At 51.0% G+C, this 4,532-nt stretch carries 7 protein-coding genes; 3 read left to right on the top strand and 4 right to left on the bottom strand.

What is annotated here, in order from left to right; genetic code table 11:
- Positions 1 to 38: 38 nt before the first annotated feature.
- The 3 genes from ACQRCJ_RS12050 to ACQRCJ_RS12060 form a co-directional block, all read right to left on the bottom strand.
- Positions 39 to 305 (bottom strand): hypothetical protein, encoded by a 267-nt coding sequence (locus tag ACQRCJ_RS12050; RefSeq protein ID WP_427799898.1) that lies wholly within the window; start codon positions 303 to 305, stop codon positions 39 to 41.
- A gap of 203 nt (positions 306 to 508) precedes the next feature.
- Complete coding sequence (locus tag ACQRCJ_RS12055; RefSeq protein ID WP_427799899.1) at positions 509 to 1,336, bottom strand: hypothetical protein; 828 nt, start codon at positions 1,334 to 1,336, stop codon at positions 509 to 511.
- On the bottom strand, positions 1,326 to 2,150 hold the full coding sequence (locus tag ACQRCJ_RS12060; protein WP_427799900.1) for a ParA family protein: 825 nt from the start codon (positions 2,148 to 2,150) through the stop codon (positions 1,326 to 1,328). Before ACQRCJ_RS12060 ends, ACQRCJ_RS12055 begins: the two co-directional genes overlap by 11 nt.
- A 250-nt stretch (positions 2,151 to 2,400) precedes the next feature.
- Here ACQRCJ_RS12060 and ACQRCJ_RS12065 point away from each other — a divergent pair, with 250 nt between their 5' ends.
- Positions 2,401 to 2,544: a hypothetical protein gene (locus ACQRCJ_RS12065; RefSeq protein ID WP_303995336.1), complete on the top strand. Its 144-nt coding sequence runs from the start codon at positions 2,401 to 2,403 to the stop codon at positions 2,542 to 2,544.
- A gap of 111 nt (positions 2,545 to 2,655) precedes the next feature.
- Here ACQRCJ_RS12065 and ACQRCJ_RS12070 read toward each other — a convergent pair whose 3' ends face one another.
- Positions 2,656 to 3,180: a hypothetical protein gene (locus ACQRCJ_RS12070; protein WP_427799901.1), complete on the bottom strand. Its 525-nt coding sequence runs from the start codon at positions 3,178 to 3,180 to the stop codon at positions 2,656 to 2,658.
- A gap of 551 nt (positions 3,181 to 3,731) precedes the next feature.
- Between ACQRCJ_RS12070 and ACQRCJ_RS12075 the strand changes: the two genes are divergently transcribed.
- Together ACQRCJ_RS12075 and ACQRCJ_RS12080 are read left to right on the top strand one after the other, a co-directional pair.
- Positions 3,732 to 4,022, top strand: coding sequence for a hypothetical protein (locus ACQRCJ_RS12075; RefSeq protein WP_427799902.1), 291 nt, complete (start codon positions 3,732 to 3,734; stop codon positions 4,020 to 4,022).
- Positions 4,019 to 4,222, top strand: a complete 204-nt coding sequence (locus ACQRCJ_RS12080; RefSeq protein ID WP_427799903.1) for a hypothetical protein — start codon at positions 4,019 to 4,021, stop codon at positions 4,220 to 4,222. Before ACQRCJ_RS12075 ends, ACQRCJ_RS12080 begins: the two co-directional genes overlap by 4 nt.
- Positions 4,223 to 4,532: the final 310 nt, after the last annotated feature.

Raw genomic sequence — 4,532 nt, forward strand, 5'->3', positions numbered from 1 at the left:
CTGAGCATATTCGCGGCGGCACCCTTTGTTTTTATCGCCTACTTGCCTATCTTTTCCTTGATATGCAATCTGCCAATTTTGCTAATGCTGAAGGCAGCTGTCTTTGCTATCATGACAGTGATATCCCCCTTGTGCCCAGGGTGTTCCATGGCAAACTTCCCGAGATCATTTATAAGACTCACTGTCTTTGAGGCCACTTCATGATATGCTTCGCCATAATTCGTGGATTCAGCACAAATTTTTTCAATTTCGGCAGTGAAGATTTCATTTCTTTTGCCACATTCTTCAAAAGAATTAATACACATTGAGATTTCTCCTTTTATTTAGTTTGTTTTTGTTTTTCCTGAAAAACAAAGCCCCCCTGACAAGACGTCAGGGGGGCCTACTGAAGACCTGCTGAATGCGGTCCTACATCGTATCTTTCATAGTCTTATAACAAATGCGATACGCCGTTTTTGAAAACTGGCGAACAGCGGACATCGCAAGTCCACGCCGTGCTGAAGCTATATCAGCCTGCATTGTTTTCAGTCAGCCTGGCCAGATGTTCCTGCAGCAAAGCCAGCTGCCGGCGCAGCTCCTCATTTTGTCTGGCCAGCTCCTCATACTTCGCATCGGACGTTCTGGAACGGCCGGCTTTCCTTGCCGTGGCTTTTCCCTGGCCGATAGCCGGTGCCTTGTCAAAGATCCATTCAGGCATGCCGATACCGTGCATGGAACAGAAGATCTCGCACAGCTTCGGATTCAGTACATAGGCAACGCCGCGGTATGTCCCGATATCGGCGCGCCGGCGGCTCAGAATGAATCCTTTATCCTGCAGGATACGGAACAGGGTGCGTACTGACTCCGTCGGCACCCGGGTCCCGGACTCATTGATGATCGTGGCGTTCGTCAGGTTGATCCACGGCTTGGGCATGGAAAGCAGATGCTTGAGGATGGCCGTCATCTGCTCACCAAGGCTGTAGCAGAGCTGCTCCTCCGGCGAAGCTCTGAGGAAGTCCTCGATATCGCAGCGATGCTCTGCCACACGCTTTTCACAACTTCCCCCTTCAGGCTCTTTCGGGTGTACAGCCAGTATCTCACTGGCGTGTCCCTCAGCCTTTGGGGAAGCCGTGTACACTGCTTCGGCTCGCGGTGCGGTGCCGGACATGGTTTCGGAAGGAGCGGGCTTCACCTCTGTGGAATCCTCCCCAAGTCCCTTCGCCATATCCCTATGAGGCTCTTCCTCTCCGGGTCTGATGACTTCCGGAGCAGGACGGGTTGCCAGATGGCGCGGCTGTTCGCCAAAAGCGTCACGGAACTGGCTCTTCAGCGATTCCTTGAAGTTGTTACCTGCCATCTCTGCCTCCACGCACGGCATCAGCGGCAGCCATGCGGGACTCGACTTCACTGGCCAGGTTCGTGTAGTCGACGGCTACCTGGTTTTTGGGATCAAAATCGATAATGGTGCGGCACAGCAGCCCGGCCTGGTCGACCGCGGTGCTGCGACGGATCTTCGTCCCGAACACCTTGGCGCCAAAGCGTTCCGTCGTGAGTTCCTCAACGGCCTTCGAGGCGTTGGTCCGCGCTTCGTAGCGTGTAAGCAGGACCCCAAGCAGGTTCATCTGTTCAGGGGCGAATTCCTTGACGGTGTAGACGGCGTCGAGGAACTGCTCCACACCTGTCATGGCGAACATGGACGAGCCTTCGATGGGGAGGATGAAATGGTCGGAAATGACCATGGCATTCAGCACGAAGGGACCGCCGAGGTTGGGCGGGCAGTCCAGGATGATGTAGTCATATTTTGCAAGGACACCGGCATCGAGCCTGCTCTTGAGGGTCATGATGGACGCCCTGTTGTTGCAGCCTATCTGCTCACCGCAGGAGAACAGGTTGATGTTCGAAGCGATGAGATCGACATTCTCATACTTGGTCGGAACGACGCAGGAAGAGAAGGTATGCTCGTCGTTCATGAAGAGATCGACGGCGGTGATTTTTTGATTGTCCGGATATTCCGTTCCCAGGATGAGCGAGGCGTTGGCCTGCGGGTCGAGGTCAACGACGAGAACTTTTTTATCGAGCGGTTTCTTGCTCAGCGCATGCGCGAGGTTGACAGCCGTTGTCGTTTTGCCAACGCCCCCTTTCTGGGTGGCGATCGAGATGATTTTTGCCATGCCGTACTCCTTTGAACCAAGCGAGTACGCTGACAAAGGTGTTCGTGTCAATTCCGGCAGGGATGAACTGTCGAGGTATTTCAGGCAATATACTATAGAAGGATCGGTGAACGAACCTCTACAGGTTCCTGATTTTGTGCCGGAAATAGTTATTTAAATACATCCTTTAACGATTCCCTGGCTGATTCCCTAAATAAAATTCCAAACGATTCAGTATGTTTCAAACAGACACATGAAAGGAGCCCCCAGAATGGAAAAATCCGCAAAAAGTTTCCTTGAGCATCTTGATGAACTGGAGCGCGAGGTGAAGGCCAAACATGCCCGTGGTGAGCTCTCTGCCCAGGAGGCAGCGGCAGCTCTCGAAAGCATCCGGGGGATGTTGAAGGACGCTTGAGAAAAACAGCTCGAGACGTGGCCTGCGGAACCTCGCGCCTTGCGCACAAAAAAGAAAAGGACGCCGAAATATCGACGTCCGAAACTTTGATCCGCACACCGGGACGGGTGCTCAGATTTTTTTGCCTTCGGTGGTGACCGTTTGCAAGCCATCTGACTGGAAGGTGCAGCTTTGGTTCGTGCCGTCGCAGCATTCGCTGCCTTTGAATGGGCAGTCCTGGGCATGCAGCCGGCGTTGCTCTGGTGTCATGCTCTTCCGGAGCTCGTGGATATCGGCTGTATCTGACAAGTCGACGACCTGGAGCCCGTGCTTCTTTCGCATATAGACGTCGAACAGCTTCAAGCCGATGCCGTTGATGACGAGTACGATACCAAGCTTCATATCGGCGGTGATGCCCGGGTAAAAAAGAGGGGCAAGCAGCGCGAACCCCAGGGAGATGGCTGATGACACGGCGGAAGACAGGATGATATTCAGGGCGATACTCAGTTTGTTCCGCTGCAGGTATCCCTTCTTCACATGCGTGGCACCGGTTGCGATGGCGACGGCAAATCCTGCCAGGAACAGGGGCCACAGCCCTTTGGCGATATCGATGTACTCCGGGACATCGCCACCGTTATTCTGGTTCAAACCATTCATGGGCGACACATCAAGACCTCGGCATGGAGAAATTATTGGAAATATTTCAAAGATTGGCGTCATGGCCCGGCGAGGATGAGTGGTACGATCCGTTCTGAGTGCACTGGCAGAGGTCTGAATGCCGGACATCCTCTTATTGCCCTATTGCGGGCAACGAGTCACACCTTTCCCGCACGAAAAATGAGAATAGAGAAAACTTTTTGATTAACATATTGAAATTTCAAGATATATTTTTCACCCTTGTACTTCTCTTTTTTGAAAAAGAATATATACTAATGGTCTGTGACAAGTGTTTCCACACTTCCTGATTTTCAAAGCATTTAATTCAGGAGCACAAAATGGCGGACGAGATGCAGGTAGTTGAGCTGTCCGAGCAAGAACTTAACGAGACCCTCGACCTGTGGTGAAAAGAAGGGGTCTCCAACAGTGAGATCCTCCAATTCCTTGACTACAGCGAGGAACCCCGTATTGACTGCTATGCCGTTAAGGACGAGCAAAGCAAAATTCTTGCCCTGTTTGAAAAGCGTGATGCCGTCAGGGCATACAAGAATATGTCAATTCTGTTGGCCCCTGAAATTGACGTCCAGGAAGGCGAAAATTACGCCGTCATCTCCCGGCAGCTTGAAAAAATCATTGCTATCATTGCCCAAATTTTCGATCATTTTCTTGAAAAGCCACTGGAACAGCGTGGCATGATCAAAATTTGGAATGAACGAGCCCCAATCTATACTATTTTAGTAAATTTTGCCAACTATTTGGCAAAAAACTACGCGGATCGGTACTCCGTTAAATTGTACCGCAACTGGATTGAAATCCAAAAACAGATGGAGGCAAAATCATGAAGGAGGTCTTTGAGGCAATGCTGCACGATTCGGCTGTCATGAGCAAAATGAAAAGTAGCCCTGTGAAGGAAGCCGTGTTTTTTGCCTTGTATGATTTTGTCAAGCAGGGCAATGAGTTGACGGACGTGCCCTGGTTTGCCGTGACAAAATTTGCGCGCCGACGCAAAACTGATACCCTGATAACCAGCAAGGCTGCGTAGCCTTTTACCTAGGCCGGGCGAAAGCCCGGCTTTTCGTTACCTCGTTCCGCAACCTTCACCCTCTGCCTTTTCTTACCTTGCTTTGGCCTGTATCCTTTGGAGAAAACTTGTATAGCAAGATGTATGCCGGACATCCCATTAGTCCACTATATATTGCTTGTCTGAATTATCATGGCAGGCTCCGCACACGCATAAAAGTTTCGGCATCTACTCACCTTCTGCTCTGTATTTCGGAAGCTGAGCTTCCTCAATATGTCCATCAGGATATTTGAGAAGGTAACGACCATCCTTGTCGACATAATTGAGTGGT

The organism is Desulfovibrio sp. SGI.102 (assembly GCF_050314315.1).
Taxonomy (GTDB): Bacteria; Desulfobacterota; Desulfovibrionia; order Desulfovibrionales; family Desulfovibrionaceae; genus Desulfovibrio.

Bases quoted from the DNA above. Each gene is read 5' to 3' on its own strand.
- ACQRCJ_RS12050 (WP_427799898.1), bottom strand. From the start codon at position 305: ATGTGTATTAATTCTTTTGAAGAATGTGGCAAAAGAAATGAAATCTTC.
- ACQRCJ_RS12055 (WP_427799899.1), bottom strand. From the start codon at position 1,336: ATGGCAGGTAACAACTTCAAGGAATCGCTGAAGAGCCAGTTCCGTGAC.
- ACQRCJ_RS12060 (WP_427799900.1), bottom strand. From the start codon at position 2,150: ATGGCAAAAATCATCTCGATCGCCACCCAGAAAGGGGGCGTTGGCAAA.
- ACQRCJ_RS12065 (WP_303995336.1), top strand. From the start codon at position 2,401: ATGGAAAAATCCGCAAAAAGTTTCCTTGAGCATCTTGATGAACTGGAG.
- ACQRCJ_RS12070 (WP_427799901.1), bottom strand. From the start codon at position 3,180: ATGAATGGTTTGAACCAGAATAACGGTGGCGATGTCCCGGAGTACATC.
- ACQRCJ_RS12075 (WP_427799902.1), top strand. From the start codon at position 3,732: ATGTCAATTCTGTTGGCCCCTGAAATTGACGTCCAGGAAGGCGAAAAT.
- ACQRCJ_RS12080 (WP_427799903.1), top strand. From the start codon at position 4,019: ATGAAGGAGGTCTTTGAGGCAATGCTGCACGATTCGGCTGTCATGAGC.